Source organism: Bacillus sp. FSL R5-0434 (genome assembly GCF_038004745.1).
GTDB classification, from domain to species: Bacteria; Bacillota; Bacilli; order Bacillales; family Bacillaceae; genus Bacillus; species Bacillus halotolerans.
This window is the reverse complement of sequence record NZ_JBBORV010000001.1, coordinates 3,845,658-3,871,848: the sequence shown is the minus strand read 5'-3', so window position 1 is coordinate 3,871,848 and position 26,191 is coordinate 3,845,658. Positions and strand designations below refer to the sequence as shown.

Sequence of the window (26,191 nt, the reverse complement as noted above, 5' to 3'; positions counted from 1 at the left end):
CAGTTATTCTGTCTCTTCTTTAAACCCGAGAAACAATGTAGCTATAAAAGCAGAGACGGCCGCGATCAAAAAACCGATCATATAATGAACAAAATTCGCAATGCCAAACGGCAGCACGATTGAAATCATCGGGATGCCGGTCAGTCCGTAGGAATTCGAAACGACGTGTGCCCCAACTACATACGCCCCGCCGAGAGCGCCTCCAATAGCGGCTCCGATAAAGGGGCGGATCAGCTTCACATTTACTCCGAAAACAATTGGCTCCACAATGCCTAAAAACGCGGTAAGGGAAGCGGGGAGCGCGATTTTCTTCAGGCCTGACTGCTTCGTTTTGAAGAAAACCGCCAGTCCCGCTCCGCCTTGCGCCACATTCGCCATTGACCATATCGGCACCAAAAAGTTCACACCCACATGAGGGTCAGCAAGCAAAGTCGCTTCAATCGCATAAAAGCTATGATGCAAGCCTGATAGAACGATAGTGGAATAGATACCCCCGAAAAGAGCTCCGGCAGCAATGCCCGCGTGGTGATAAATGTATTCAATCGATTGTGATATGACCTGGCCGATGATAGCTGCGGCGGGGTTCATCACAATCAGCGCGAGACACCCTGTCACCATCACAGTGATAAAGGGAATGATCACGACATCAAGTGACTTGGGCACAATCGTTTTTAAAAGCTTCTCAATTTTGCTCATGATATAAATGGAGAGAAGAATCGGTATAATGGCGCCCTGATAGCCCATCAATGGAATGTGCAGCCCCCATATGTCCAAGGAAGCGGGGGTTTTGCTGCCGAGCATGGATGGATCAAGCAAATCAGGATGAGTCAGAAGCCCTCCTATCAATGCACCTAAAAATGGGTTGCTGCCAAATTGTCTGGCGGCACTGAAGCCAACCAAAATCGGCAGCAGAATAAAGGCGGTGCTGGACACGAGATCCAGCATTTTGATCCACGGGCTGTCGGCAGAGAACCAGTGAAAGACCTGAATCATGCCGATCAGCCCCATGAGCAAACCGTTTGCTGTTATCGCCGGGATAATCGGCATGAAAATATCGGACAGCGTTTTAGCAAATGTTGTGACGGGGTTCAGTTTGCGTCTGGCATGTTTCTCTTGAACAGCCTCTTCAGAAGGCGATGCCTCCCACACACAAACGACTTCTTTATAAATTTTGTTGACGATACCTGCCCCAAAAATAATCTGGAACAGGCCATATCTGAAAAAGGTGCCCTGCACACCTTGCAGATTCTCAATAGCACGTATGTCGATTTTCGTTTCATCCTTTACTTCAAAACGAAGACGAGTTGTACAGTGGCTGATGCTGATAATGTTGCTTTTTCCTCCTGCGAGGAGCAATAATTCTTTCGCAATTTCTTTTTGCAAACAATAAAAACCTCCTCTGCTGAAGAAAAGTCGGCTTGTTCATCGTATCAAATGAAAAGTTGACAATCAAAATGAAAAAAGTGAGAAAAATGTAAAGCGTGCAGAGCCATCAAAAAATGCCCTCGTCGGGTGACGGGGCATTACGAAACATATAAAGCAGAAATGTCATTGGCGCCGTTACGAGCCCAACACGAAAAGAAGAGTTAAAATGCCTTCTTTTTCTAGGCACTAATACTCCCTTTGCATCGTTGGGTCTTGCCTGCTTGCCAGTCACAATCCCGCAATATGCAGTTGATATCTGTAATACCGTTCATTTTATGCTGTTCACAGCAGGATAGCAATAGTATGAAAAGCCTGTGAAGCAAATGGGAAAAAGGTTGCGTACACAGTTTAACAGACGAAAAAACCTTTAAGACGTAACACTCGTCTTAAAGGTTTTTTCAATTATTTCTTCGGCTTAACGGCGTTCAGCCGTTTTTGCAGCTTTGTTTTTTCATGGGATGCTTTTAATTGATTTACTGCGGACTGAGCGGCTGTTTTTGATTTTTTTGTCTTGTCTTTTTCCGCTTTTTTCACTTTGGCTTTGGCTGTTTCGACTTTTTTGGCTTCAGCTGCCGCCACTTTTTTCTTCACTTTATCTAACCGTTTTTGCAATGACGTTTTGTCTTTTCCGGACTGAAGTTCATTGACGGCCTTTTGGGCATTCGCCGCGTTTGCGTCAGTTGATTTCTTTTCCGCTGCGGCGACTGATTGCTGCGCCTTTTTTACATTGCTGCTTTTCACTTTGTTGAGACGCTTCTGCAGGGACGTTTTTTCTGAACCTGCCGGAAGCTTGCTGACTGCCGATTGAGCGCTGCTGACATCTGTTTTCTTTTTGCTTTTTTCCGCTTTGGCGACTTTGTCCTTCGCTTGCTTTGATGCGATATAGCGCTTGACCTGATCTAACCGTTTTTGCAGGTTCTTTTTATCCGTGCCGTTCGGCAGTTTGTTGATCGCGGCTTGTGCTGTATCAACGGTTTGCTGGGTTTTATACTTTTCTGCCTTTGCCACTTTGTCCTTCGCGTCTTTTACATTTCTGTATGCCTGAACGTTATCCAGTCTTTTTTGCAAAGCTTTTTTGGCGCTGGAATTAGGCAGCTTGCTGACGAGCTTTTTCGCTTTGTCGATATCGGCTTGTGTTTTTGTCTGTTCGGCTTTTTTGACCGCTTGCTCAGCCGCCGTGTACGCTTTATCTGCCTGCTGGGCTTTATACCGGATCAGGCCATAGCCGAATTGCTGATCGCGGCCCGTAATTCCGAGGTCAACGATGTTTTTCTGCATGAGGGCGCGAAGCTGCACGTTCGTGTTACCAGGATCACGCTGTTTTAATAACGCAAACATGGCAGCGGCGTGCGGTGTCGCTTGGGATGTGCCGCTTCCCGTCGCATAATATTGATGTAAATACGTGCTCGTGATGTCTGTTCCCGGTGCTGCAAATTCAACTTGATTTCCTGTTGTTGAAAAGGCTGCGAGCTGATTGTGTTGATTTGTCGCTGACACTGCAACGACACTGCTGTATGCCGCCGGGTAATTTACTGGCTTGCCGTTTCCTTCATTTCCGCTTGCGGCAACGAGCAGTACGCCTTTTTCATATGCTCTGTCCATGGCGTCATGAAGAATCTGGCTGTCTGAAGACGTGCCAAGGCTCATATTGACGATATCCATTCCATTCGCTATCGACCAGTCGATCCCTTTGAGAAGACCTTGAAGATCTCCCGAGCCGTTCTGATCAAGCGCTTTAACCGCATATATTTGTGCTTCCGGTGCGATGCCGTCAATTCCGTAGCCGTTATGCTTAGCGCCGATAATCCCGGCGACATGTGTTCCGTGGCCGTTATCGTCTTTGTAAGAAGAGGTGTAACTGACAGCTGAGTACCCGCCGGAAATCGACAGGTCGTCGTGGGGGGAGATCCCGCTGTCAATGACAGCGATTTTGACGTTTTTGCCTGTCAGCCCCTCCTTCCAAGCCTGTTTGACCTGAATCGGTTCAAGATTCCATTGTTCGAAGTTGTCAGTGGTGTCGGCGTTCTCTGACAGTACTTTGAGGTCTGTATTGTCCGCTGCAGTGAACGTCACATTGTTTTCGACATACAAAATATCAGGATCCTGTTTGAATTCTTTTACTGTCTCTGGATCTGCTGTAACAGCTACCGCCGGAAGATGCTGATACTGCTGCTCAACCTCAGCATCACTGTCCAGGACGGTTTCCTTGCCGTCTTTGTTTTTATAGACCACAATGACCTCTTTCTCGCTGCTGGTTTCTGCATGTGCAAGAGGCTCTAGGGCGAGAAAACTGAAAAACAGAGTGACTGATACAACAAGTTTGCAAAACATGTTTTTCATGGTTCTTCTCCTTTTTCTATGATGTTTGATATATATATCGGAGGAAAATGTGATTTTGATAATAAGAAGGAAAGATTTTTTCATTGAGAGGGTTGTTCAGAAGAATGCAGATTTTTTCCGCAGAAAGAGGAAATTTTCCACATGAATTTGTAAGCGTTTTCAAAATAAGATAAAGAAAACATTGCAAAGGTTGTTTACAAAGCAGTGAAAAAAGGGGGCTTTTCAGATGAGCGCGTTCACTCGGGTGATGGAAGAAAAAATCATGCCTGTCGCTGGGAAAATTGCCGGGCAGCGGCATCTCAGCGCTTTGCGTGACGGAATTGTTTTGACCATGCCGCTGATTATTATCGGTTCTGTCTTTTTGATTTTAACCAGTCTGCCGATTCCCGGTTATGCTGATTTTATGACGAGCGTGTTTGGGGAACAGTGGGCGGATAAGCTCGGCTATCCTGTTAATGCTTCATTCGATATTATGGCAATGATTGCGGCTTTCGGGATCGCCTATCGGCTGGCGGAAAGCTACGGTGTTGATGCCCTGTCGGCCGGAGCGATTTCAATTGCAGCCTTCTTATTGGCAACGCCGTTCGAGGTGCCTTTTACGCCGGATGGCTCAACAGAATCAATCATGATCGGAGGCGGCATTCCCATTACATTGCTCGGCAGCAAGGGACTGTTTGTCGCCATGATCATCGCCTTGTTTTCGACTGAAGTCTATCGGTACATCATTCAAAAAAATATTGTGTTTAACATGCCTGACGGCGTGCCGCCGGCGGTAAGCAAATCATTTGTCGCGCTGATTCCCGGCTTTATTATCGTATTTCTTATATGGCTGGCGCGTCTTCTGATTGAAATGACGCCTTTTCAAAGCCTGCACAATGTCGTCGGAGACCTGCTCGGCACGCCGCTTTCCATCCTTGGAGGCAGCCTCGGCGGGAGTCTGATCGCTGAATTCGTGCAAATGCTGCTTTGGGCGTGCGGCATTCACGGCGCTTCGATCATCGGCGGTATTATGGCGCCGATTTGGTATGGCGCCATGGATGCAAACCGTCTCGCGTTTCAAGCGGGCGAGGCGCTGCCGAGTATTTTTACGACTCAGTTTTTTCAAATTTGGATCAATGTCGGCGGAAGCGGAGCAACGCTGGCGCTTGTACTCACAATGCTTGTGCGGTCCCGGAGCAAACAGATGAAGCAGCTCGGCCGATTAGGGATTGGTCCTGCGCTATTTAACATCAACGAGCCGATCATTTTCGGCATGCCGATTGTGATGAACCCGCTCCTTATCGTTCCGTTCATCATAGCCCCGCTCCTCACAATTACCGCCACTTATATCGGCATGAGTACAGGACTGGTGGCAAGGCCCGCCGGAATCGCCGTGCCATGGACCATGCCGCCGCTCATATCAGGGTACCTGGCGACAGGTGGAAAAGTATCTGGAGCGGTCATGCAGCTGGTGAACCTGTTCATTACATGTGCTATCTACTATCCGTTTTTCAGAATATGGGATCATCAAAAATGGAAGGAAGAGAGTGCGGTTGAATCCGGGGATAAAAATGTGACGTGATGTAAGCTGTAATAGATCATCAGCTGTTATAGGGCTGATGATCTTCTATCAACTATAAGTAAATGTTAGAATATGTAAAGGGGGTGCCCATGCTAGAATACATATGGTTAGATGACGAATCACCAATCTTGAAACAAATACCAGTTGAATATACATCAGCTGCTATTTTATTTTCTCCTTTTATTCAAATGCCTGAGGGGTGGGAAAAAGGTAAGAGAAAAAATGAGTATGAGCATATTTATCCAAATGATCAAGAAGTAAGGGAAAAAGGAAAAGCAGTTACATGGAAAGAGATCATGTCTTCATGCGGATTCCAAACACATGCAGAGCTGGCGCTGGCTTTGAAGACATCGATATTTGCTTTAAGGGATGAGTACGCGAGAGAGGATTTGGCTGAACTTTTACATGTGAATTTAAAAGGAAATCTCTTTTATCCCAGTGAGGACCATATTTCAAATTTTCATATTCCCGGTATGGTAAAAGTGCTTCGTTACAACGGGTCCAATCGGTTTTATTACTCAGAACCAATTGTGGAAAACAGCGGCTTTCTGGACACAACTGAGGCTAACTTGCGGACGGTTCTTGATGAAGCCGCCGCAGAGCTCATTTTGACTGATGAGAAAATGGATTTTGTGTTTATGAGTGTATACGACTCATTCATGAATGTTTTTCTTGCGAAAGATGAAAACATTCATGACATGGTTCAGCGTATGGGCTGGGAGGCCATGTTTTGCGATGAAACTACGTATATGAATTGGTATAGATAAGAAAAGAACGTACCTCTAAACAGAGGTGCGTTCTTTTTTCTTACCGCTGAAAGAACTCTATCCACTCGCCGTCAGGGCCTTCGATATAAAAATACCGATACCCGTTTGGAAGTGTTGTGATCTCTTCGTCGATAAATTTCGCATTCATTCTTTCCGCTTTTGTGTATTCGGCCGCGATGTCATCAGTCAGCAGGGCAATGTGATGCACTTTACCTTCGGCGGGAAGCTCGCTGCTGTAGCCTTGAATCAGTTCGATTTCTGTTTCCGGACCATCTTCAAAGCCAAGAAAAGCAAGCTCGATAATACCGTTCGTATGAGTGATGCGGTCCTTCAATTTCATGCCGAGAACCTCTTCATAAAATGAAATGGACGCGTTAATATCCCTTACCATAATGCCTGTATGGTCAATTCGATTTGCCATGCTGTTCCTCCTAGAAACTCTTTTTGTCTATCGTAGAAAAACCTTTCCTTTCTGTCAATGAAGACATCTTGGCGTTTTGTGGTACGATAAGAAAAAGCAAACAGAAAGAGGACGAACATATATGAAGCTACTCACCCTAAAGCAAGCACATGCTGCAAAAATCAAAAAAGGCTATCCGCTCATCGAAAAGGAAGCTCTCACCGGCAGTGCGGGGCACGTCAAAGAAGGCGACCTCGTTGATGTCGTGTCTGAAAGCGGCGAGTTTCTCGCAAGGGGCTATTACGGCCTGCAAAACAAAGGGGTCGGCTGGACGCTCACACGCAATAAAAATGAACATATCGACCAAACATTCTTCCTCAGCAAATTAACAAAAGCGGTACAAGCGCGTGCAAGTCTTTTCGCGGCGCCTGATACAACGGCTTTCCGCCTCTTCAATGGTGAGGGCGACGGCATCGGCGGCGTCACTGTTGATTATTATGACGGATACCTGCTGCTCCAATGGTACAGCAAAGGCATTTACACCTTTAAAGAAACGCTCATTACCGCTCTGGATGAACTGGATATTGGATATAAAGCGATTTACGAAAAGAAACGCTTCGATACGGCTGGACAGTATGTCGAGGATGATGACTTCGTGAAGGGAGAAAGAGGCGAGTTCCCGATCATCATTCAAGAAAACGGGATACAATACGCGGTTGATTTAAACGAAGGCGCCATGACAGGCATCTTTTTAGATCAAAGACATGTGCGCAAAGCGATCAGAGACCGCTATGCCAATGGAAAAAACGTCTTAAACACGTTTTCTTATACGGGTGCGTTCTCAGTGGCGGCAGCGTTAGGCGGAGCGGAGAAAACAACAAGCGTGGACGTGGCAAATCGAAGCCTGGCCAAAACGATCGAGCAATTCAGCGTGAACAAGCTGGATTACGAGGCGCACGATATTAAAGTGATGGATGTTTTTAAATACTTCTCATATGCGGCGAAAAAGGATATGCGCTTTGATCTGATTGTTCTCGACCCGCCATCCTTTGCCCGCACAAAAAAACGCACCTTCAGCGCGGCCAAGGATTATAAAAATCTGCTGAAGGAAACGATCGCCATTACAGCCGACAAGGGCATCATTGTCGCCTCTACAAACAGCAGCGCCTTCGGAATGAAGAAATTCAAAGGCTTTATCGATGCCGCGTTCAAAGAAACAAATGAACGCTATACGATCATAGAGGAATTTACATTGCCGGAGGACTTTAAAACGATGTCAGCATATCCGGAAGGCAATTACTTAAAGGTTGTCTTTCTGCAGAAAAAATAAAAAGAAAAAAGCTGCCCCGGTGCAGGGCAGCTTTTTATGTAGAAATGATTTGCTGGACGCGTCCGATACGGCCATCTTCCAGACGGACTTTAATGCCGTGCGGGTGATAGCTTGATTTCGTCAAAATATCCTTCACTGTGCCTCGCGTCAGTTTTCCTGTTTTTTGATCCGCTTTCAAGACAATATCAACCTGTAATCCTTTAGAAATGCTGCTCCGCTCTTGCCCGTTCATAGCACACTTCCTTCCTTTTTATTCATTATAGTCGTTATGGTTTAAAAGTAACAGCCGGCTGATGAAGCGTATGTTTATTTTTTTCTGCTTTTATTAAATATAATGTCAGCCCTGCGCCCGCTATGCTGAGAATGGCGAAGAGCAGATAGACCGCGAAGATGGAAACGTAGTCAAAAATGTATCCGCCAACAAACGTACAGAACCAGTTGCCGAATCCGTTGCCGATGGCGGCGTACATGGTTAGCGCTGTCGCCTCCACATGGCTTGGGGTAATCTTTTTGACGTATTGCAGCGCCGCCGGAATAAATAAACCAATAGAAACGCCTTGGAGACATACCGTCGCATAAATGATCCATAACGAAGGCTCTGTGAAGTAAAGCGTCCATCTGAATAATGAAACCCCGCCGGACAGTATGATGACATTGAGCAATCCCATTTTATCTATGAATTTCTGCGCAAACCTCATAAACGGAATTTCTGAGATCACTCCGATAAAAAATAAAAGGCCAATGGCGGAAAGAGACGCGCCGCTTTTGTCGAGAAACAGACTGAAGTATGTATTGTTCGCTAAATTTGGTGCAAATGTCGTAAAGGTGATGATCATAAAGATGAGGAAAGTTTTGTTGCTGACCAGCTCCCGGAACCCTTTGCGGATATTGATCTTTGTTTTTGTTTTCTGCTGGCCCGGCATCTGTGAGGCCAATATGGCTGCCATGCACAGAAAGGCACAGCCAAAGATAAAGATGACGTGAATGGGGTACAACTGATTCGTCACCTGTCCCATGACAAACACCGCAATGCCGAAGCCGAGAGAACCAAATAGGCGGATTCCGCCGTAGTTTCCGTTTGTTTGTTGTGTGTAGCGTAAAGAAATGCTGTCTGACAATGGAATGATTGTGCTCTGAAAGGCTGCAAAACAGGCCGCAATCAGAATAAACAGGGGAAAGCCGTCAAATGCGATGTAGCCGAGCCCGATGACACCTGTTACTGATGTACAAACCGCAAGCAGGCTTTTTGTTTTTTGCGTATAATCACTCAGCATACCCCAAAACGGCTGGAAAAAGATCATCACAATCGGGCCGAGTGACATAATCAAGCCGACTTGTGAGCCGCTTAAATGCTGTTCCTTTGTTAAATACATGCTGAGCAGCGGAATGATACTGCCTGTGCCCAGGAAAGCAAACAAATAAAATCCTTTTAATGCTGCGTAGTGCCGTTTCACCTGCAAGTTATGCATGGGGGTGCCTCCTTTGGTATCCACAAATTACATTATATTGTAATTTTGCAGCTTTTCAATGGAAGGAGACACAAAAAAACTGCCCTTGCCAGGACAGTTTTTTCTTCCTACATAAATGAAATTAAAAACGGCGCCGCGCAAAGCGTCATAATCGCCGCAAGGATCATTGACACGCTGGAAATCGTGCCGGACACTGAGCTAAGCTCAAATGCTTTGGATGTGCCCGCTCCATGTGCGCTTGTGCCGAGCAGCACGCCCCGCGCAATTTCGTTATCAATGCGGAAATAGCGGATGACCATCGGGCCGATGACGGTGCCGAACAATGCAGTCAAAATGACAAATATGGCTGTGACCGCAGGCATTCCGCCGATCATTTCAGATACGTTCATGGCGATCGGCGTTGTCACTGATCTTGGAACGAGGCTGTCAATCAAGCCAGTTCCGAGGTGAAGCCATTTCGCAATAAGAGCTGTAGAAATAATCGCGATGCATGAGCCGAAGGCGACGTTCAAAATAATTTCCACTGCGTATTTCTTTAAAACAGGGAAATATTTATAAAGCGGGATCGCAAATGCCACGGTAGCCGGCTGAAGCATATCGGTCAGCACTTCACCGCCAAGATTATATGTCTCGTACGGGACATTCACCAGCAGCAGCAGACCGACTAACACAGCGGGCGTCACCAATAGCGGCGACGTATAGACTCGCGGAAAACGAGAATATACTTTTTTTGCTCCTAAATACACCAAAACCGTTAATAACAAACTTACAATTCCGATGAACACGTATGTTTTTTCTCCTTTCTTTTCGCAATGATTTGTGTAAGCGTTCCTGTGGACACCATCACGACAAACGTGCTGATGATGACAACAAGCAAAATGCTGACACCGAATTTTGACATAATGTCTCCGTATTCAATCACTCCGACGGCAGACGGGATAAAAAATAAAAGCAGCTCCCCAAGAAGCCACGCCGCGCCAAGCTCTATCCATTCAAGCTTGATGATGTTAAAGTGTAATAATGTGAAAAGAATCACAATCCCAATTATACTGCCGGGAATATTTATATGAAGAAGGGCTGTCACCCAATTGATCAGCCGAGCGAATATAAATAACAGAGCGATTTGAATAACGGTAAGCAACAGTTTTTTCATTTTGATGCCTCCCTTATATTCATATTGTACATGAGGTTACGCTATAGGTAAAATATATATTAAGCATAATAAGTATTCCTTTTGTCTATAGAAAGGGTGAAACAAATGGACATCCGCCATTTAACATATTTTTTGGAGGTCGCCCGTCTGAAAAGTTTTACGAAGGCGTCCCAATCACTTTATGTTTCCCAGCCGACGATATCGAAAATGATCAAAAATTTAGAAGCAGAGCTTGGGATCGAGCTTTTTTACCGAAACGGCAGACAGGTGGAGCTGACGGACGCCGGCCATAGCATGTATGTGCAGGCGCAGGAAATCATTAAATCATTTCAAAACCTGACATCCGAGTTAAATGATATTATGGAGGTCAAGAAGGGGCATGTGCGAATCGGACTGCCGCCGATGATCGGCTCAGGTTTTTTCCCGAGAGTGCTCGGCGATTTTCGGGAAAATTATCCGAATGTGACCTTTCAGCTTGTTGAGGACGGCTCTATCAAAGTCCAAGAAGGCGTTGGGGACGGTTCTCTTGACATCGGTGTTGTTGTTCTCCCCGCAAACGAAGACATTTTTCATTCATTTACGATCGTAAAAGAAACATTAATGCTTGTCGTACACCCTTCCCACCGGCTGGCGGGTGAGAAAGAGAGCCGATTACAGGATTTGAAGGAAGAGCCTTTTATTTTCTTCAGGGAGGATTTTGTTCTCCACAATCGAATTATGATGGAATGTATCAAGGCCGGATTCCGACCCCATATCATTTACGAAACCTCACAATGGGATTTTATCAGTGAGATGGTGTCAGCCAACCTGGGGATCGGACTTTTGCCGGAACGCATATGCCGCGGCCTTGACCCGGAAAAGGTCAAAGTCATCCCGCTTGTCGATCCGGTCATCCCTTGGCATCTTGCGATTATATGGAGAAAGGACCGCTATTTGTCCTTTGCGGCAAGAGCTTGGCTTGAACATACGAAATCGTATTTATGGGATTCGAAAAAAAGAGAGAGTAAAGGATGATGCTAATATGGATGCACAATCAGCAGCAAAACGTCTAACAGCCGTCCGGAAGCATAGCCCTCTGGTGCACAGTATAACAAACAATGTTGTGACAAATTTTACAGCGAACGGCCTGCTCGCCCTCGGTGCATCACCCGTAATGGCTTATGCGAAGGAAGAGGTCGCCGACATGGCGAAAATCGCGGGTGCGCTCGTTTTAAATATCGGAACGCTAAGCAAAGAAACCGTCGAAGCTATGATCATTGCGGGTAAATCAGCGAATGAACATGGCGTACCCGTCATTCTTGATCCCGTGGGGGCTGGAGCGACACCGTTCCGCACTGAATCGGCACGTGAGATGATTCGTGAGGTGCGCCTCTCTGCAATCAGGGGAAATGCCGCGGAAATTGCACATACCGTCGGTGTTTCGGATTGGATGATCAAAGGAGTCGATGCCGGTGAAGGCGGAGGCGACATCATCCGTCTGGCTCAACAGGCGGCGCAAAAACTGAACACGGTCATTGCGATTACTGGGGAAGTCGACGTAATTGCCGACGCATCTAACGTATACACTCTTCATAACGGCCACAAACTGCTGACGAAGGTGACAGGCGCCGGATGTCTTCTGACTTCAGTTGTCGGTGCGTTTTGTGCAGTGGAAAAAAATCCGTTATACGCTGCCATCGCTGCGATTTCCTCATATGGTGTTGCGGCACAGCTTGCCGCGCAGCAGACAGCTGACAAAGGTCCGGGGAGTTTTCAGATTGAATTGCTGAATAAGCTGTCTTCTGTCTCTGAACAAGATGTATCAGAGTTAGCGACAATAGAAAGGGTGACAGTCTCATGACACGTATTTCTCGGGAAATGATGAAAGAGCTATTATCTGTTTACTTTATTATGGGTTCAAACAATACGAAAGCCGATCCTCTGGCAGTTGTACAAAACGCATTAAAAGGCGGTTCCACTCTGTACCAGTTTCGCGAAAAGGGCGAAGGCGCACTGACAGGGGAGGAACGGATTGACTTCGCCGCAAAGGTTCAGGCGGCATGCCGTGAAGCCGGAGTCCCTTTCATTGTCAATGATGATGTGGAGCTGGCACTGAAGCTGAAGGCAGACGGTGTGCACATCGGCCAAGAGGATGCGAAAGCAAAAGAAGTACGTGACGCCATTGGCGATATGATCCTTGGCGTGTCCGCCCATACGATGTCTGAGGTGAAGCAAGCCGAGGAGGATGGAGCAGATTATGTCGGTCTTGGTCCGATCTATCCGACGGAAACAAAAAAGGATACAAGAGCTGTGCAGGGTGTGTCTCTGATTGAAGCGGTGAGACGTCAAGGCATCAGCATCCCAATTGTCGGCATCGGCGGCATCACAATAGAAAATGCCGCTCCCGTCATCGAAGCGGGGGCTGATGGTGTCAGTATGATCAGTGCTATCAGTCTGACGGAAGATCCGGAAGAAGCCGCACGCAAATTTTACGATGTTATTCACACATATAAGACCGGCAGATAACCCGATTTGCCTTCAAAAGGCTGTCCTGTAAAGGGCAGCCTTTTTGCTGTTCCGCCAAGGTTTTCAGACCTTCAAATTTTCATTGACAAAGATCGGGAACTGGCTATGATTATGATATACAATGATAATCATTTTCAATTATAGGAGGAACATGATGGCTCGGGGGCTGACACTTATATTACTCAGCTTGTTGATGTTTTTCGGTTCGGCGGTGCATGCGGAAAATGATCCGATTGCTTCCCTGCTTGAATTAAACAAGCAAATGATCAAATCTGTACGAGACGGAGATATAGATTCCGCACAGCAAACATTTGAGACCTTCAAATCGTCGTGGAAAAAGGAAGAACCATCTATTAAGAAGGAAAACCTTTCATCCCACAGCAAAATGGACTCGAATATCGCTATGATTTCTCTTTCTTTCATTAATCAAGACGCGAACAAACTCGAAACACAGCTTGAAGAGCTTTCTTCTCACTTAGAAACCTACCAGCAGGCTGTTGTACTGAAGAAGGCATCCTCGGGTCAATCAAGGACGTCCTTAACAGCCTATATTCAAAGCTTAAAAGACACAAAACAATTGATAGAAAAAAAACAGATGGGTGAAGCGTCAGCCGCTATCGACAACTTAATCACATCTTGGCTGGCCGTAGAAGGAGACGTCGTATCCCAATCCAAAGAAGCGTATACCACATCGGAGGAAAATCTGGCACTCATGAAGGCTGAAATCGACAGCCATCCCAAGCAGGTAATAAAACAAATTGACGAAATGATTCAATTGCTTGAGCCGATTGCTTCGAGCAGCTACAGCTGGTGGGACGCGGCATTGATCCCAATTCGAGAAGGGATGGAGGCGCTGCTTGTCATCGGGGCGCTTTTGACCATGACAAAAAAAGCCCGTGTCACCCGTTCTTCTGCATGGATCTGGGGCGGCGCGTCAGCCGGCATGTTCGTTTCCTTAGCAGCCGGAATCGGCGTCACCCTCCTGTTCTCCTCGAATGTATTCGGAGAAAACAATTTCTTGCTAGGCGGAATCACCGGCTTGCTGTCCGCTGTCATGCTTTTGTATGTCGGGGTGTGGCTGCATAGAAACGCCTCGATGGACAGGTGGAGAGAAAAAATCAATATCCAGAAATCACAGGCACTGAAAAAACGAAGCCTGCTGTCCTTTGCGCTCATTGCATTTCTGGCAGTCGTGAGGGAAGGGCTCGAAACAGTCATCTTTTTCATCGGCCTTGTTGGAAAGCTCTCTCTCACTGAGCTGATCGGCGGGACAGCCGCGGGGCTTGTCGTTCTCGTCATCGTCGGTGTTCTTATGATGAAGCTCGGAATGCGCATTCCATTGAAGCCGTTTTTTCTGCTGTCAATGGCGGTTGTCCTGTATATGTGCGTGAAATTTCTCGGAACAGGCGTCCACAGCCTGCAGCTCGCGGGGATTCTTCCGTCTGACGCAGAAAGCTGGCTGCCGTCTGTGTCCGTTCTCGGAATTTATCCGTCCGTGTACAGTACGATTCCGCAATTACTGATTTTGCTATTTTTACTGATTGCGCTTATCTCAGAAGCGGCAAAACATTATACAAACGGAAAGGAACTGACAAAATGAATATCACAAAGATTGCTGTAACAGCCGGATGCATCCTTGCACTGTGTGCGGGATGCGGAGCCAATGACACTTCGTCAACTAAAGAAAAAGCTTCATCTGATAAAAGCGGAGTAAGCAAAGAGATCGCAGCTTCCGTTGATAAAATGGAGAACATGATTTCCGAGCTGAATGAATCAGCAGAAAAAGCCGATCAAAAAGAGATTCAAAAGAAGGGGAAAGAATTAAACAGCTACTGGCTTTCTTTTGAAAATGATATTCGCAGCGACTATCCGTTCGAATACACAGAAATCGAAAAGCACCTTCAGCCTATCTATACAGAGGCGCAAAAAGCCAAACCGGATACAGACAAAATTAAGACAGAATCCGAGTCACTGAAAGCGTCCTTAGAAGAGCTGACAGAAGCGAAGAAGAGCAGCAAAAAGGCAAGCGATCAGCTGGCAAAAGCGGCAGATGAATATAAAGATTACGTCAAAGAGCAGAGCGATCAGCTTGTGAAGGCGACTGAAGCATTTACAGCTGCCGTGAAGGCCGGCGATATTGAAAAATCAAAGACGTTATATGCGAAAGCGCGCGTCTATTACGAGAGAATTGAACCGATTGCGGAAAGCCTTGGAGATCTTGATCCGAAAATTGATGCCCGTGAAAACGATGTAGAAGAAGGGGACAAATGGACAGGGTTCCACAAGCTTGAGAAAGCCATTTGGAAGGATAAACATATTTCCGGGGAAAAGGCAACGGCTGACCAGCTTGTCAAGGATGTGAAAGAGCTTGACGGTTCGATTGAATCATTGACATTAACGCCTGAACAAATTGTGGCTGGCGCGATGGAGCTTCTGAACGAAGCAGGTATTTCTAAAATTACGGGTGAAGAGGAGCGCTACTCACGAATCGATTTAGTCGATCTTATGGCAAATGTTGAAGGCTCCGAGGCTGTGTATCAAACTGTGAAAAGCGCGCTCGTAAAAGACCACTCTGATCTGACGGAAAAGCTGGATACCGAATTCAGCGAATTTGAAGTTTTAATGGCAAAATACAAAACGAATGATCAGGCCTATACGTCTTATGATAAATTAAGTGAAGATCAAATCAGAGAGCTGAGCACAAAGCTGACGACTCTTTCTGAAACCATGTCGAAGATTGCGAATGTGCTATAAAAGGAGTTTTGTAACAGCATGAGCGATGAACAGAAAAAGCCAGAACAAATTCACAGACGGGACATTTTAAAATGGGGAGCGATGGCTGGGGCGGCCGTGGCGATTGGCGCCAGCGGCCTCGGCGGTCTCGCTCCGCTTGTTCAGACCGCGGCTAAGTCATCGAAGAAGGACGAAAAAGAGGATGACCAGATTGTGCCATTTTACGGAAAGCATCAGGCCGGAATCACTACTGCCCATCAGACGTACGTGTATTTTGCCGCGCTTGATGTGACGGCGAAGGAGAAAAGCGATATCATCACGTTATTCAGAAACTGGACCAGCCTGACACACATGCTGACGTCAGGCAAAAAAATGTCGAGCGAACAGAAAAATCAATACCTGCCGCCGCAGGATACAGGTGAATCGGCTGATTTACCGCCTTCCAACTTAACGGTTACATTTGGCTTCGGGCCTGACTTTTTCGAAAAAGATGGGAAGGATCGTTTCGGACTGAAAAGCAAGAAACCGAAACACCTTGCTGCCCTTCCGGCTATGCCGAATGACAATCTCGATGCGAAGCAGGGAGGCGGAGACATCTGCATCCAAGTATGCGCAGATGATGAACAGGTGGCGTTTCACGCGCTGCGAAACCTATTGAATCAAGCGGTGGGCACCTGTGAAGTCCGCCTGATAAACAAAGGCTTTTTAAGCGGAGGCAAAAAAGGAGAAACGCCGCGCAATCTATTTGGGTTTAAAGATGGAACAGGAAACCAAAGCACCAAGGATGACACCTTGATGAATTCGATCGTGTGGATTCAGTCCGGCGAGCCTGACTGGATGACCGGCGGAACTTATATGGCTTTTCGGAAAATCAAAATGTTCCTTGAAATTTGGGACCGCTCTTCCCTGAAAGATCAAGAGGATACTTTCGGCCGCAGAAAAAGCTCAGGGGCACCTTTTGGCCAAAAAAAAGAAACAGACCCTGTCAAGCTGAATCAAATCCCGTCAAATTCGCACGTCAGCCTTGCGAAATCTACGGGGAAACAAATTTTGCGAAGAGCCTTTTCTTACACAGAAGGCATTGACTCCAAAACCGGTTATATGGATGCAGGTCTCCTGTTTATCAGCTTTCAAAAAAATCCCGACAATCAGTTCATTCCCATGCTGAAGGCACTTTCGGCAAAGGATGCGTTAAATGAATATACGCAAACGATTGGTTCTGCTTTATATGCAATTCCCGGCGGGTGTAAAAAAGGAGAATATATCGCTCAGCGGTTGCTTGAATCGTAAAAGGGAGCCATGCGGGCTTCTTTTTTAAAAAACAGTTGTAACTTTTATTGTTACAATTTAAAATCAACCTATACGAAAGGAGACAATCATGACAGTACAGATAAAAGTTTATTTAGATTACGTGTGCCCATTTTGTTTCATTGGAAAAGCCGCTTTTGAAGAGGCGATAAAAGGAAAGGATGTTGAAGTCGAGTGGATGCCGTTTGAATTGCGTCCAAGTCCTTCACCGCAGCTTGATCCTGTAAACGACCCTTCCAAGAAGTATATGTGGCAAACCTCGATCAGACCGATGGCGGAGAAATTGGGAGTCGATATCAAATTTCCAAACGTCTCGCCTCACCCATATACAGACTTGGCTTTTGAAGGCTTTCACTTTGCCAAAAAATACAACAAAGGACATGAGTACAATACCCGTGTATTTGCAGCATTTTTCCAAGAGGGCCAAAACATCGGGGAGATTGATATCTTGACGAAGCTGGCGGAGGAAGTTGGCTTAGACGGAGCATTATTCAAAGCTGCGCTGGAAGGAAGAACATATCACGACGTGCAGCGGCAAGCTCTGAAGCACGCCTATGAAGAAGCTGACATTACAGCCGTACCAACCTTTGTCATCGGCGACACCGTGATTCCAGGAGCAGCCGGCAAGGAAGTATTTGAAAACGCGATTTCTCAGGAACAACAGAAAACGTAACCTAAGAAAGCTCTCTAAACAAAAATCTGTTTAGAGAGCTTTTTTTAATCCTGATCCATATGAATTCCCGTATGCGCCTTCACCTGAATTTCCGCAAATGTATCTTCACTAGCCGTTTTATCAGAAGACAGAAGCGTTCCAAGCCACGCACCGAGGAAACCGAGCGGAATCGAAATGATGCCCGGATTAGACAGCGGGATAAGCGGCTCGCCTACAAAAATAGCACCTCCGGCCGGGCCCCACACACTCGGGCTCATCGACACGAGGACAAGTGCACTGATCAGCCCAGTCAGGCTGCCCCATAATGCGCCTGAGGCATTGAATCTTTTCCAAAACACAGTAAACACAATCAGCGGAAGGTTTGCGCTGGCGGCAACGGCAAATGCCAATGCGACAAGAAAGGCGACATTTAAGGATTGAGCAAAAATCGCAAGAATGATAGACAGCACTGATACGGCGACAGATGCCCATCTGGCCGCTTTCATCTGTTCTTTCTCAGTTGCTTCTCCTTTTCTGATAATCTGGCTGTAGATATCATGGGCAAACGCTGAAGCGGCAGACAGCACCAAGCCTGTCACCACTGCCAAAATCGTGGCAAAGGCGATGGCTGATACAAACGCGAACAGGAAATCTCCTCCGAGTGCTTTTGCCAGAAGCGGCGCCGCCATGTTTCCTGCTGGATCGGCCGCTGTAATCGTGTCAAAACCGACAAACGCTGCTGCACCAAATCCGAGAAATACTGTCATAATGTAAAACACACCGATGATCCATGTTGCTGAAACGACTGATGCCCGGGCAGTTTTGGCATCCTTAACTGTATAAAAGCGAATTAAGATATGCGGAAGGCCGGCGGTCCCCAGCACAAGTGCCAAATTCAGCGACAGGGTTTCAAGCGGGACCTTGTATTTGTTCCCTGGATTTAAAAAATCAGCGCCAAGCGGGGTAGCGGTTTTCATTTGCTCAAACATTGTATTAAGGTTAAAACCAAATTTAGAAAAAACGATGATGGAGATGACGAGGGTGCCGGCCATCAGCAAAACGGCTTTGATAATCTGAACCCAGCTCGTCGCGATCATTCCGCCGAACACGACATAAATGGTCATGAGCACTCCGACAATCAGAACGGCCGCGGTATAATCGAGCCCAAGCAGCAGTTTAATCAGCGCCCCTGCCCCCACGAGCTGAGCGATCATATAAAAGGTAGAGATGGCGATGGTATTGAGAGCGGCGACACCGCGGATCTTCTTTTCTTTAAAACGCGCCGCAATCATGTCCGCCATCGTATACTTTCCGAGATTCCGAAGCGGCTCCGCCACGATATAGAGGACAACGAGATAAGCGACAAGAAAACCGATGCTGTAAAAAAATCCGTCGAACCCATATAACGCAATCATTCCGGCAATGCCGAGGAACGACGCGGCAGACATGTAGTCGCCGGCAATTGCCAGTCCATTCTGAACACCGGTGAGCCCGCCGCCGGCCGTATAAAACTCACTCGTCGTTTTCGTTTGTTTCGCTGCAAAATACGTAATCACAAGCGTCAGTCCGACAATCGCTAAAAATAACAGAAACGCTGTCAGGTTCATGTCTGTTCACCCTTCAGCTCTTCTTTTAAAGCGTTTACAAATTGGTCGTAACGAGCTGCCTTTCGGGAATACACCGTACAGAGTGTCCACGTCATAGCGAATTGAGCGATAGCAAACAGCCAAGCCCATGAAACAGCACCAACTGCCGGAGTATTCAAAAAGGTGAAATAAGACGTTAAAACAGGGAGTGAAAAATAAAAGACAAAAAAGAAAATCGCAGTTGGAACAATAAAGGCCCGTTTCTGCTTCAAAAAGGCTTGAAAAGATGGAGACCCAGCAATCTTTTGGTAATCAGCTTGCGATCTGTACATGGCTTTCCTCCTTTTATTCTGCTGAAAAATAAGCATAAAGGTACACCAATAGGTATGTACAGAAAGTCTGATTTATTCTTCAGGATCATAAAGTGGACGAAAAAAGCAGGAAACGTGAAGATAAGAACGCGGGGGTATAAAACGGGCGAAGGTTTTCCAGCTGCTGTATATTAACAAGTTTGCTTTCAAAACCTCACCAAATGCAGCCTTGCAAAGCTGCTCTTTTTCTAAAGTCCGGTTTCATGTTCGCATCACCTCTTTATGACAATGCATGTGCCAAGAGGTGACCGCATCACCAGCTGTCTGTCATATTTTAGGCTGAAACACCGTTTGTCCTCAAAATCGGCGCAGTATATAAGCTATCGAATAGAGGAAATGGTGAAAACTCAGATCAGATGATAGAAAAGCCAGAGGTAAAAGATCCGCCTGTCCGGATTAGTCTTGGCGGACGGTTTTTTTGTGATTGGTTTTCCTCATCGCTGTTTCAGATTCTAAAAACTGCCTCACATCATGAATGCCTAACCCAATGGATCTAGCTTCTTGAATCAACAAATGCCAATCTTTGTCCAAATCTTTTTTAACTTGAGTTTTCATAGTAACCTCCAATTGTATAAAATGTTTTCCTGCAACATCCTGGCAATAAAAGGCAAGCCGGTGCGATGATGAGGCGAGTACAACAAATTTCACACATAGTTGCTCGGTGTTCACAAACTGAAGGAAAAATCACCTACCTATTCCCTAAAAAAATGACTAATATAACCAATGGACCTTATTTATAATAATAAACAATTAAATACTGACTGGATAGTATGTAAATGAAAATAAATCCTATTGCCTATTAAATATGACCCCTTAACAACCGAATAGCATACCTCTGGAAAGAAATAAATACCGCAAAAGATTGATCCGGTGTAAGATAAGGGTAATCATACCGGCTGGAGAAAAATATGAAAAAAAACAAATTTCAAATTAAAAGAGAGCAAACATTTGAAAAATTTATAGAGGCTGGCCTGAATTTATTGATTGACCGAGCGTATGACCCTGTGTCTGTGGAAGAAATCAGCAGAGCTGCCGGGTACAGTAAAGGCGCATTTTATGTTCATTTTGACAACATGGAAGACTTCCTGCAGCATATCTTCGAAAATCATCAAATGAAAAAACAGATTATCATCGGCTACCTGGATGAAATCGAGCGGACATCTGCGAAACCGCTGACGCTGCATGAGGCTGCAAAACATGCCGCAGAGCTGCTGTTTTCTTACTACAAAAATAAACCATCATGGGACATCACCTCGTTTGCAATGAATATGCCGACCTTTAAAGCTGTCCAAAAATGCAAGGCTTATGTAGGGCTATACGAATTGTGGGTGGAAGAAAATACTTCATATATTCATTGGCTGAAGGAGAGAAAGCTGGTTGACGACAGTATTGATCCTGTATATACGGCTAAAATAATATGTGCGGTGCTTGACGGAATCATCAAACAATCGCGTGTATTGGGCCATCCGGCCACATTCCGCAGCTTTTTTGACGCGCTTTCCGTTTTTGTTACTTTTAACCGCGAATACGCAAAGCTAAGAAATTTGAAAAGTTTTTCAGAAAGCGAGGAACATCAGTGAAGTATAGAGAAATGATTATGTATATCATTATGGGAGTTTTCACGACAATCGTGAATATCGCCAGCTTTTATATATTGGTAGAGATCATGAATGTGGATTATAAAGCTGCTACAGTAGCCGCTTGGATTTTGTCTGTTCTGTTTGCTTACATCACAAATAAAGTATATGTGTTTCAGCAGAAGACAGATGACCTGCAAAGCCTGCTGAAAGAGCTCACTGCCTTTTTCAGCGTTCGGGTGCTGTCTCTCGGCATAGACCTTGGCATGATGATCATCCTTGTCGGACAGTTCCATACAAATGAAACGCTAGCCAAAATACTCGACAATGCGGTGATTGTTGTCGTCAACTATGTCGCAAGCAAATGGCTCGTCTTTAAAAAGACAAAAGAAGAAGGGGTATGACAAGGGCGGCAGCATATGATCTTCCGTTTTCGTTACAGAAAGACCGGGAAACAAAAAATAAAAACCATGAAAGGTGATGCACATGCGGGAAGAATTGAAGGGGATATTTGCAAGTGTATTCGGAGAGAAAGAGGGATTACGGTTTTTTTTCGCACCGGGAAGAGTGAATCTGATTGGAGAACATACGGATTATAACGGCGGGCACGTGTTTCCGTGCGCGCTGACCATGGGTACATATGCTGCTGTTGCAGAAAGAAAAGACGGGCTGGTCAGATTGTATTCGGACAACTTTCAGGAAGCCGGCATAAAGGAATGCAATCTTGACGGCATCCGTTTTCAAAAAGAAGATGACTGGGCCAATTATCCGAAAGGCGTCATATATGAATTTCAGCAAAGGGGTTATTCGATTCCGCATGGCTTTGACATCGTGTTTTCAGGGAATATTCCAAACGGGGCAGGGCTTTCATCTTCCGCTTCCATTGAGCTGCTGATGGCGGTCGTGCTCCAAAGCTATTTTCATCCTCAACTCGATGCGCTGGAGCTTGTCAAAATGGCGCAGCATGCGGAAAACACATTTATCGGTGTCAATTGCGGAATTATGGATCAATTCGCAATCGGAATGGGGAAAGAACATCATGCGATGCTTCTGAACTGCGATACGCTGGACTATGAATATAGCAAACTCGATGTCTCCGGGCTTGCGCTGGTTATTGCGAACACGAACAAAAAAAGGACATTGGCGGACTCAAGCTATAATGCGAGACGTCAAGAGTGCAGTGACGCGTTGCTGGATCTGCAAAAGGAGCTCGACATTACATCACTTGGCGACATCAAGCCTTCTGACTTCGACGCCCACTCTGGCCTGATCCAAAATGAAACGAACAGACGCCGCGCAAAGCACGCCGTATATGAAAACCACCGTGCCATCAAGACCGCCGACATGTTTAAAGAAAACAATATTCAGGAAATCGGGCGGTTAATGAAGGAATCCCACCTTTCATTGAAGGATGATTACGAGGTGACATGCCCGGAACTCGATGAGCTCGTATTTGCAGCGTGGGAGCAAGAAGGAGTGATCGGCTCAAGAATGACGGGAGCGGGTTTCGGCGGCTGCACGATCAGTATTGTAAAGGATGATTTTGTTGATGACTTTATCCAAAAGGTTGGAGACAAATATCAAGAAAAAACAGGACTCAAAGCGGATTTTTATGTCGCTGATATTGGTGAAGGAGCGAGAGAACTAAAGGGGGAGTGACACATGAGCATTTTTGAACATCTGGAACAGCTGATCGAGTATGGGCTGGAACGAAAACTGATATCGATTTGGGATCAGGAATACACGAGAAACCGACTTTATGAAGCGCTGGACATCAAACATCCCCAGCCGGTCTCAAGCACACTCATTAAGCAGAGCAAGCGTCTTCCTGACTTGCTTTCTCCCATTTACAAGTGGGCGGCAGAAACCGGCCGTATAGAAGCAAATACAGACACCTATCGAGATTTGCTCAGTGCAAAGCTGATGGGCTGTTTTGTCCCGCCTCCGTCTGAGGTCATCCGCAAGTTTGAAGAAACAAAGGCGTTATACGGACCGAAACAGGCGACAAAAGAGTTTTATCAGTATGCAGAGGATGTCTATTATATCAGGTCTGACAGAATCGCCAAAAACGTTCATTGGACGGTGCCGACCGAATATGGCGAGCTGGAAATGACAATTAACCTGTCAAAGCCTGAAAAGGACCCGAAGGCGATTGCGGCTGCCAAAGAACAGACGCAGACGGATTATCCGCCGTGTGTGCTTTGTAAGGAAAATGTCGGCTTTGAGGGAAGTGTGAACCATCCGGCCCGGCAGAATCACAGAATTATTCCTGTTATTCTCAGAGACGAGCAATGGTATTTGCAGTTCTCGCCATACGTGTATTATCCGGAGCATTGCATCGTTTTAAAGGGTGAGCATGAACCGATGGAGATCAGCAAAAAGACGTTTGAAAGACTGCTCTCATTCCTCGGGCAATATCCGCATTATTTTATCGGATCAAACGCAGACCTGCCGATTGTCGGAGGCAGCATTCTAAGCCACGACCATTTTCAAGGCGGGGCGCACGATTTTCCGATGGCGCGTGCCGAAATGACGGACAGATATGAATTGACCAGTTATCCCGGCTTGTCACTGGGCTTAGTGAAATGGCCGATGTCTGTGCTCAGGCTTCAGGGAGACGATCCGCATATTGTCGCTGACGCAGCGGACCATATATTCCGTGCATGGCAGCAATATTCAGATGAAAAAGCCGGCATAGCCGCCTTCACAGGTGATACGCCACATAATACGGTCACACCGATTGCAAGACGCAGGGGAGGCTCATATGAACTCGACATCGTGCTGAGAAACAATCGGACGGATGAGGAGCATCCATTAGGAATCTTCCATCCTCATCAGGAGGTTCATCATATTAAAAAAGAAAATATCGGCCTGATTGAGGTTATGGGCTTAGCGATTTTGCCGGGCCGTTTACAGGAAGAAATGAAAGCAACGGCAGCGTCCCTGTGCTCTGCTGATCCGAAAACAGCATTAGAAGAAAATGAGCTGACGGCTAAACATAAGGATTGGGCTCTTCGTCTGATGGAAAGAAGAACCATAACAAAAGGGAATGCGGAACAGGTTATAAAAGAAGAGCTTGGCCATGTATTCGCACGCATTCTTGAACATGCCGGCGTATTTAAACAGACACCCGAAGGAAAACAGGCCTTCAAAAGGTTTATCCATTGTTTAGGCGTCAAACAAGTAAAAAGCCTCAACCGTTAAGGGAGAGGCTTTTTACTATTGAAAAAAGAGCCCAAAACGTGACGCTTTGGGCTCTTTTGCTCTTATCCTCTTTTTCTTGCTAAGAGGCTTACTAGAAATACAACAATGGCTGAACCGATAATCGCCGGGATAATGGCAAATCCGGCAAGGTGCGGTCCCCATGTTCCAAGCAGCCCGTGGCCGATCCAGGCACCGATAAGACCTGCGATCATCGACCCGATAATTCCTCCGGGCATATCTCCTTTTACAAACAGGCTGCCAACCCATCCGATAATAATAGCGACGATAAGTGAAATTATGAAACTCATCATGCAACACATCCTATTTTAAATTTATTTGCTTATATCATTCCTCCTTTTTGTATAAGATAAACAATTGAATGTGCTAATAAAAAAGCGGGATCAGTTCAGAGCATATCGCCGCTCTATTCAGCCTTTTCTTTCAATATTGGTTGCGTTAAAATGGTAATCGTGTGAAAAGATGCTAGGCAAGGAAAAATTAATTCCCTTGTAGAATGTTTAACAAAATGAAATTTTTGATTGACCTTGGTTTTTTATTGTGGTAAACCTTTATTTGTCAGTAGAATTAGTTCTTCATCATCTTTCTTTACTTATATGCGGAAATAACTAGAAACTTTTCATCTTAAGCGATAGATATGAATAAAGTTGGAGCAATTTTTGTCGATTTTATGACATTTAAGCGAAAATGGGCTGAAGTTTATAAAAAAATAAAGCTAATAAGTGAAGTTTTTGATAGCATAACAAAGTAGAGAAAAGATTTTGAGGAAGTATGCACTTCAGATTTATTACATCAATAGGAAGGATGGTGATCTTCTTGTTCAGAGCAATAAAACCGTTACTTGTATTAGCGCTGTTAACTGTGGTTTTCGTCCTTGGGGGATGCAGCAATGCCTCAGTACTAGATCCGAAAGGGCCTGTGGCTGATCAGCAAAGTGATTTAATCCTGTTATCTATCGGATTTATGCTGTTTATTGTCGGGGTCGTCTTTGTTCTATTTACCATTATTTTAGTAAAATACCGCGACCGTAAAGGCAAAGATAATGGATCTTATAACCCAGAAATTCACGGTAACACGTTCTTAGAAGTAGTCTGGACAGTGATCCCAATTTTAATCGTCATCGCACTTTCTGTGCCAACCGTACAGACGATATATTCGTTAGAAAAAGCTCCTGAAGCAACAAAGGATAAAGAGCCTCTTGTTGTTTACGCTACTTCGGTAGACTGGAAATGGGTATTCAGCTACCCTGAACAGGATATTGAAACGGTCAACTACTTAAACATTCCTGTCGACCGCCCGATCTTGTTTAAAATCTCATCTGCAGATTCAATGGCATCGCTATGGATTCCTCAGCTTGGAGGACAAAAATACGCGATGGCAGGAATGCTGATGGATCAATACTTACAGGCTGATGAAGTGGGAACTTATGAGGGCCGCAACGCGAACTTCACAGGTGAACATTTTGCCGACCAAGAGTTTGATGTGAATGCTGTAACAGAAAAAGACTTTAACAGCTGGGTGAAAAAGACTCAAAATGAGGCTCCTAAGCTGACAAAAGAGAAGTATGATCAATTGATGCTTCCTGAAAATGTGGACGAATTAACGTTCTCTTCTACTCACTTAAAATACGTTGATCACGGACAAGACGCAGAATACGCGATGGAGGCCCGCAAACGCCTTGGCTATCAAGCCGTTTCACCGCACTCTAAAACAGATCCGTTTGAAAACGTAAAGGAAAATGAATTTAAGAAGTCTGATGATACAGAAGAATGATATTGATCAGGAAAGGAGG

26 protein-coding genes are annotated in these 26,191 nt (G+C 45.7%); 15 read left to right on the top strand and 11 right to left on the bottom strand.

From position 1 onward, the window contains the following. Positions 1–3: 3 nt before the first annotated feature. Together NYE43_RS20150 and NYE43_RS20145 are read right to left on the bottom strand one after the other, a co-directional pair. The gene (locus NYE43_RS20150) at positions 4–1,383 is read right to left on the bottom strand and encodes a sucrose-specific PTS transporter subunit IIBC (RefSeq protein ID WP_105954469.1); all 1,380 of its coding nucleotides are present in this window, start codon (positions 1,381–1,383) and stop codon (positions 4–6) included. A gap of 444 nt (positions 1,384–1,827) precedes the next feature. After that, positions 1,828–3,765 (bottom strand): S8 family peptidase, encoded by a 1,938-nt coding sequence (locus tag NYE43_RS20145; RefSeq protein WP_341062526.1) that lies wholly within the window; start codon positions 3,763–3,765, stop codon positions 1,828–1,830. Positions 3,766–3,991: 226 nt separating this feature from the next. Here NYE43_RS20145 and celB point away from each other — a divergent pair, with 226 nt between their 5' ends. Continuing rightward, the gene (gene celB / locus NYE43_RS20140) at positions 3,992–5,326 is read left to right on the top strand and encodes a PTS cellobiose transporter subunit IIC (protein ID WP_341062524.1); all 1,335 of its coding nucleotides are present in this window, start codon (positions 3,992–3,994) and stop codon (positions 5,324–5,326) included. 89 nt (positions 5,327–5,415) lie between these two features. After that, the gene (locus tag NYE43_RS20135) at positions 5,416–6,093 is read left to right on the top strand and encodes a DUF2711 family protein (protein WP_341062522.1); all 678 of its coding nucleotides are present in this window, start codon (positions 5,416–5,418) and stop codon (positions 6,091–6,093) included. A 40-nt stretch (positions 6,094–6,133) separates the two neighbouring features. Here NYE43_RS20135 and glxA read toward each other — a convergent pair whose 3' ends face one another. Then, complete coding sequence (glxA, locus tag NYE43_RS20130; RefSeq protein ID WP_326326693.1) at positions 6,134–6,514, bottom strand: glyoxalase GlxA; 381 nt, start codon at positions 6,512–6,514, stop codon at positions 6,134–6,136. Positions 6,515–6,635: 121 nt separating this feature from the next. On the opposite strand from glxA, the gene NYE43_RS20125 reads away from it, so the two are divergent. Further along, a complete protein-coding gene (locus NYE43_RS20125) occupies positions 6,636–7,823 on the top strand; it encodes a class I SAM-dependent rRNA methyltransferase (protein WP_341062519.1) in 1,188 nt (395 codons plus the stop codon). Positions 7,824–7,857: 34 nt separating this feature from the next. On the opposite strand, the gene NYE43_RS20120 is transcribed toward NYE43_RS20125, so the two are convergent. The 4 genes from NYE43_RS20120 to NYE43_RS20105 form a co-directional block, all read right to left on the bottom strand. After that, on the bottom strand, positions 7,858–8,055 hold the full coding sequence (locus NYE43_RS20120; RefSeq protein WP_010332373.1) for a YwbE family protein: 198 nt from the start codon (positions 8,053–8,055) through the stop codon (positions 7,858–7,860). Between the two features lie 34 nt (positions 8,056–8,089). Then, positions 8,090–9,292, bottom strand: a complete 1,203-nt coding sequence (locus NYE43_RS20115; RefSeq protein WP_024123309.1) for an MFS transporter — start codon at positions 9,290–9,292, stop codon at positions 8,090–8,092. 107 nt (positions 9,293–9,399) lie between these two features. Then, positions 9,400–10,077 carry a CidB/LrgB family autolysis modulator gene (locus NYE43_RS20110; RefSeq protein WP_024123308.1) on the bottom strand — a complete coding sequence of 226 codons (678 nt, stop codon included), beginning with the start codon at positions 10,075–10,077 and terminating at the stop codon, positions 9,400–9,402. Further along, positions 10,059–10,445 (bottom strand): CidA/LrgA family holin-like protein, encoded by a 387-nt coding sequence (locus tag NYE43_RS20105; RefSeq protein ID WP_015714922.1) that lies wholly within the window; start codon positions 10,443–10,445, stop codon positions 10,059–10,061. Before NYE43_RS20105 ends, NYE43_RS20110 begins: the two co-directional genes overlap by 19 nt. 105 nt (positions 10,446–10,550) lie before the next feature. Between NYE43_RS20105 and cidR the strand changes: the two genes are divergently transcribed. The 7 genes from cidR (at position 10,551) to NYE43_RS20070 (ending at position 17,664) form a co-directional block, all read left to right on the top strand. Next, complete coding sequence (gene cidR, locus NYE43_RS20100) at positions 10,551–11,459, top strand: cidABC operon transcriptional activator CidR (protein WP_095712727.1); 909 nt, start codon at positions 10,551–10,553, stop codon at positions 11,457–11,459. A 7-nt stretch (positions 11,460–11,466) separates the two neighbouring features. Then, a complete protein-coding gene (gene thiM, locus NYE43_RS20095) occupies positions 11,467–12,285 on the top strand; it encodes a hydroxyethylthiazole kinase (RefSeq protein ID WP_341062518.1) in 819 nt (272 codons plus the stop codon). Continuing rightward, positions 12,282–12,950, top strand: a complete 669-nt coding sequence (gene thiE / locus NYE43_RS20090; protein ID WP_283912689.1) for a thiamine phosphate synthase — start codon at positions 12,282–12,284, stop codon at positions 12,948–12,950. Before thiM ends, thiE begins: the two co-directional genes overlap by 4 nt. A 154-nt stretch (positions 12,951–13,104) precedes the next feature. Beyond that, positions 13,105–14,550, top strand: coding sequence for an FTR1 family protein (locus tag NYE43_RS20085; protein ID WP_339234767.1), 1,446 nt, complete (start codon positions 13,105–13,107; stop codon positions 14,548–14,550). Then, positions 14,547–15,704 carry an iron uptake system protein EfeO gene (efeO, locus tag NYE43_RS20080; protein ID WP_095712730.1) on the top strand — a complete coding sequence of 386 codons (1,158 nt, stop codon included), beginning with the start codon at positions 14,547–14,549 and terminating at the stop codon, positions 15,702–15,704. Before NYE43_RS20085 ends, efeO begins: the two co-directional genes overlap by 4 nt. 18 nt (positions 15,705–15,722) lie before the next feature. Next, positions 15,723–16,973: an iron uptake transporter deferrochelatase/peroxidase subunit gene (efeB, locus tag NYE43_RS20075; protein ID WP_216393992.1), complete on the top strand. Its 1,251-nt coding sequence runs from the start codon at positions 15,723–15,725 to the stop codon at positions 16,971–16,973. An 88-nt stretch (positions 16,974–17,061) separates the two neighbouring features. Then, complete coding sequence (locus NYE43_RS20070; protein ID WP_341062515.1) at positions 17,062–17,664, top strand: DsbA family oxidoreductase; 603 nt, start codon at positions 17,062–17,064, stop codon at positions 17,662–17,664. A 44-nt stretch (positions 17,665–17,708) separates the two neighbouring features. On the opposite strand, the gene NYE43_RS20065 is transcribed toward NYE43_RS20070, so the two are convergent. From NYE43_RS20065 to slrA, 3 genes are all read right to left on the bottom strand, one after another. Further along, complete coding sequence (locus NYE43_RS20065; protein WP_341062514.1) at positions 17,709–19,250, bottom strand: solute symporter family protein; 1,542 nt, start codon at positions 19,248–19,250, stop codon at positions 17,709–17,711. After that, entirely contained in the window at positions 19,247–19,561 is a 315-nt protein-coding gene (locus NYE43_RS20060; RefSeq protein WP_024123298.1) for a DUF485 domain-containing protein, read from the bottom strand. Before NYE43_RS20060 ends, NYE43_RS20065 begins: the two co-directional genes overlap by 4 nt. A 435-nt stretch (positions 19,562–19,996) precedes the next feature. Beyond that, positions 19,997–20,155: a transcriptional regulator SlrA gene (gene slrA / locus NYE43_RS20055; protein ID WP_024123297.1), complete on the bottom strand. Its 159-nt coding sequence runs from the start codon at positions 20,153–20,155 to the stop codon at positions 19,997–19,999. 353 nt (positions 20,156–20,508) lie between these two features. Here slrA and NYE43_RS20050 point away from each other — a divergent pair, with 353 nt between their 5' ends. The 4 genes from NYE43_RS20050 to galT all read left to right on the top strand — a co-directional run bounded on the left by NYE43_RS20050 (position 20,509) and on the right by galT (position 24,381). Then, positions 20,509–21,180 carry a TetR/AcrR family transcriptional regulator gene (locus NYE43_RS20050; protein WP_095712734.1) on the top strand — a complete coding sequence of 224 codons (672 nt, stop codon included), beginning with the start codon at positions 20,509–20,511 and terminating at the stop codon, positions 21,178–21,180. A 17-nt stretch (positions 21,181–21,197) separates the two neighbouring features. Further along, the gene (locus tag NYE43_RS20045) at positions 21,198–21,581 is read left to right on the top strand and encodes a GtrA family protein (protein WP_024123295.1); all 384 of its coding nucleotides are present in this window, start codon (positions 21,198–21,200) and stop codon (positions 21,579–21,581) included. Between the two features lie 82 nt (positions 21,582–21,663). Further along, entirely contained in the window at positions 21,664–22,836 is a 1,173-nt protein-coding gene (locus NYE43_RS20040) for a galactokinase (RefSeq protein WP_216393991.1), read from the top strand. A 3-nt stretch (positions 22,837–22,839) separates the two neighbouring features. Further along, entirely contained in the window at positions 22,840–24,381 is a 1,542-nt protein-coding gene (gene galT, locus NYE43_RS20035; protein ID WP_095712736.1) for a UDP-glucose--hexose-1-phosphate uridylyltransferase, read from the top strand. Positions 24,382–24,443: 62 nt separating this feature from the next. Here galT and NYE43_RS20030 read toward each other — a convergent pair whose 3' ends face one another. After that, on the bottom strand, positions 24,444–24,689 hold the full coding sequence (locus NYE43_RS20030; protein WP_010332356.1) for a GlsB/YeaQ/YmgE family stress response membrane protein: 246 nt from the start codon (positions 24,687–24,689) through the stop codon (positions 24,444–24,446). A 517-nt stretch (positions 24,690–25,206) separates the two neighbouring features. On the opposite strand from NYE43_RS20030, the gene qoxA reads away from it, so the two are divergent. Then, positions 25,207–26,172 carry a cytochrome aa3 quinol oxidase subunit II gene (gene qoxA / locus NYE43_RS20025; protein ID WP_081638380.1) on the top strand — a complete coding sequence of 322 codons (966 nt, stop codon included), beginning with the start codon at positions 25,207–25,209 and terminating at the stop codon, positions 26,170–26,172. Positions 26,173–26,191: the final 19 nt, after the last annotated feature.